We start from the raw sequence: 2,577 nt of genomic DNA on the forward strand, positions 1-2,577 counted from the left end.
GGAGACGAAAGCGCGCGGGTTCGCCAATTCTCGGCGACGGAAATGCCGGAACCCGCGTGAGCTCATGCATTTACGGTGGATGCGGCCGGCGTCCTTCACCCCGAAGAACTCGAACCCAGCAGCCCATCTCCTCGGCGATGGTGTCGGGGAGGGCGGCGATGCGCTGCTCGACCGCTCGCTCGGTCGCCTCGCCCCGGCGGGCGGGGTCGGCGATGACCATGCCGTGACCGTCGAGGAACTGCAGGACTCGTCGGATGCCGGCGTTGCGCCGGTGGTCGGCGACCGCGCGAATGTCAGCTTCGTGGATGGGGGCCTCGGCACCGAGCCAGCCCAGCAGGATCCGCAGGGTCATGGCTGCGCTGTTCCGGGGACTCGCGTTCCACCCGTGTTTGCGTGCGTGTCGCTCGAATTCCTCGAGCAGCGCTTCGGCGGCCGGGGTGAGCGTGGGCAGCGTCTGCGAGGAGCCGACGGTGAAGCATCGCCAGTCACGACGGGCATCGAACAGCACGGCTTGCGTGGGGTCGACCAGGTGAGGCGATACCGCTGACGTAGGGGTGCGCTGCATGAGCCTTCGCCTTGGTTTCGGGAACGACGCTGCGTCGCGGAGGGTCTTTCCCTTTGCCGCACTTGGGTTTCTTCCCCTTCGCAGGTAGAACAAGTGGACTAGCCCTAGGGAACCGCAGTCCTGGAAGGATCAGGGCGAGTTGCACCGGCCGCCCGGGTGTCGGGTCGAGCATCCAACTCGGATCGTCGAGGCGCAAGATCTGTAGGCAGGAGCGGCAGAGTCCGTCGTTGTTGACATGGTTGTGATGCCCGCAACGCCGGCAGGCCTCGCGTTTCGGGAACGTTTGTCGCCACTTCGCGCAGGCGGCGCAGGTAGTGTATTGCCGTCTTTCGCCCCAGCCCAAACAGATTGGGCACTGCGCGATCGGCCAGTTCTTTCCGCCGGATGCCACGGGTCAGTTTGGTGGTAGCGATCGTCGTGCTCTGCCTCGCCGGGGCGTCGGCCGCGCGAGTTCGCCCCCTCTTCCGACGGCCCGGCCGACATGCTGTCCGTGCTCGTCGTGGCCGCGAGGGGCTCGGCTTCCAGGAGGTCGGCGACCGTGCAGTCGAGCGCGGCGCAGATCTTGTCCAGGTCATCGAGCCACACGGCAGCCAACTACGTGCGGGTCGTGACGCTGTTCCTGGCAGCCCACCCGGTCCACGAACTGCACGAGCTGAGTGCTGCCGACGTGAGCGAATTCATGACCTCGCAGTGTCGGCAGGTCAGCACCCGAGGAGCCGAACGCATCGCTACCGGGCTGCGGTCGTTCCTTGGCTTCGCCCTGGTCAGGGGTTGATCAGCGTGTCGCTGGTGGGCGCGGTCCCGTCGGTGGCGCGGTGGAGCGGCGCCACGCTGCCCCGCGGCCTGACCTCGACGCAGGTCGCGGCGTTGCTATCCAGCGGCGACCGGCGGCGCCCGCTCGGGCGGCGCGACTACGCGATCTTGCTGCTGCTCGTGCGGCTCGGGCTACGCGCCGCCGAGGTGTCCGGGCTTCGCCTGGACGACATCGACTGGTGGACCGGCGAAATCGTCGTGCGCGGCAGGGCCGCACCGAGGAACGTGCGCCCCGCTCCGCGGGCTGACCCCAGACGGGGTGAGCGAGGTAGCGCGGGCCGCGAGCGAACGTGCCGGGCTGGGCAGCTTCGGCTCCCACCGTCTTCGCCACACGGCCGGGACGCAACTGCTGCAGACGGGCGCCTCGCTTTTCGAGGTGGCGGAAGTGTTGCGCCACCGCACCGTCGCGACCACGGCGATCTACGCCAAGGTCGATCATCTGGCTCTGCGCGACCTCGCCACGCCCTGGCCGGGTGGTGACCGATGACCGACTATCGCAGCGCGGCAGCGGAATACCTGGCCACCCGCCGCGCCATGGGCTACAAACTCGCCTACCAAGGCCAGATGCTCGCACAGTTCGTGGCCTACCTGGACATCATCGGCGCCGAGCACCTGACGATCAACCATGCCGTGGACTGGGCCAAGCAACCATCGAGTGCAAAGCGCATGTGGTGGGCGGTCAGGCTGAGCACCGTCCGAGCCTTCGCCCGTTACCTCAGCGCGTTTGATCCGGCCACCGAGATTCCCCCTGCTGGTCTGATCCCCGCGCCCAGTCACCGGGTCGTGTCCTACATCTACACCGAAAATGACATCGCCGAGCTCCTCAGGGCGGCAGGTCGCCTGCCTACCATGCATCGCGCGGACACCTATCAGACCCTGATCGGGCTCGTCGCCGTCACCGGCATGAGAGAGGGGAGGCGGTCCGCCTCGATCGCGACGACGTGGACCTCCAACAGGGTTTGCTGACCATCCGAAACAGCAAGTACGGCAAGTCCCGCCAAATCCCCGCGCACCCGAGCACCGTCGAGGCGCTCGCCGCCTACGCCCACCGCCGTGACGCACGACGATACCGTCGCGGCGGACGACAACATCACCACCCACGAAGCAGCACAAGCTTTTTCATTTCCACAACAGGAACAGGCTGCTGCGCGACAACGTCAGCACCGTGTTCCCGCGCCTGGTGCGCGAGTCAGGGCTGG

At 67.4% G+C, this 2,577-nt stretch carries 5 protein-coding genes; 3 read left to right on the top strand and 2 right to left on the bottom strand.

The features are described from left to right. Positions 1-70 precede the first annotated feature (70 nt). Both CA951_RS41865 and CA951_RS45310 read right to left on the bottom strand, forming a co-directional pair. Positions 71-565 carry a hypothetical protein gene (locus CA951_RS41865; RefSeq protein WP_141216884.1) on the bottom strand — a complete coding sequence of 165 codons (495 nt, stop codon included), beginning with the start codon at positions 563-565 and terminating at the stop codon, positions 71-73. Between the two features lie 129 nt (positions 566-694). Continuing rightward, positions 695-1,150, bottom strand: a complete 456-nt coding sequence (locus CA951_RS45310; RefSeq protein WP_218780576.1) for a helix-turn-helix transcriptional regulator — start codon at positions 1,148-1,150, stop codon at positions 695-697. Here CA951_RS45310 and CA951_RS43735 point away from each other — a divergent pair. The 3 genes from CA951_RS43735 (at position 1,104) to CA951_RS41880 (ending at position 2,344) form a co-directional block, all read left to right on the top strand. Next, positions 1,104-1,340: a site-specific integrase gene (locus tag CA951_RS43735; RefSeq protein ID WP_212556240.1), complete on the top strand. Its 237-nt coding sequence runs from the start codon at positions 1,104-1,106 to the stop codon at positions 1,338-1,340. The genes CA951_RS45310 and CA951_RS43735 overlap by 47 nt on opposite strands. Positions 1,341-1,637: 297 nt before the next feature. Continuing rightward, a complete protein-coding gene (locus tag CA951_RS43740) occupies positions 1,638-1,865 on the top strand; it encodes a tyrosine-type recombinase/integrase (protein ID WP_179220526.1) in 228 nt (75 codons plus the stop codon). Further along, a complete protein-coding gene (locus CA951_RS41880; RefSeq protein ID WP_087562447.1) occupies positions 1,862-2,344 on the top strand; it encodes a hypothetical protein in 483 nt (160 codons plus the stop codon). Before CA951_RS43740 ends, CA951_RS41880 begins: the two co-directional genes overlap by 4 nt. Positions 2,345-2,577 lie beyond the last annotated feature (233 nt).

It is taken from the genome of Rhodococcus sp. NCIMB 12038, assembly GCF_002165735.1.
Lineage (GTDB): Bacteria > Actinomycetota > Actinomycetes > Mycobacteriales > Mycobacteriaceae > Rhodococcus_F.

Bases quoted from the DNA above. Each gene is read 5' to 3' on its own strand.
- CA951_RS41880 (WP_087562447.1), top strand. From the start codon at position 1,862: ATGACCGACTATCGCAGCGCGGCAGCGGAATACCTGGCCACCCGCCGC.
- CA951_RS41865 (WP_141216884.1), bottom strand. From the start codon at position 565: ATGCAGCGCACCCCTACGTCAGCGGTATCGCCTCACCTGGTCGACCCC.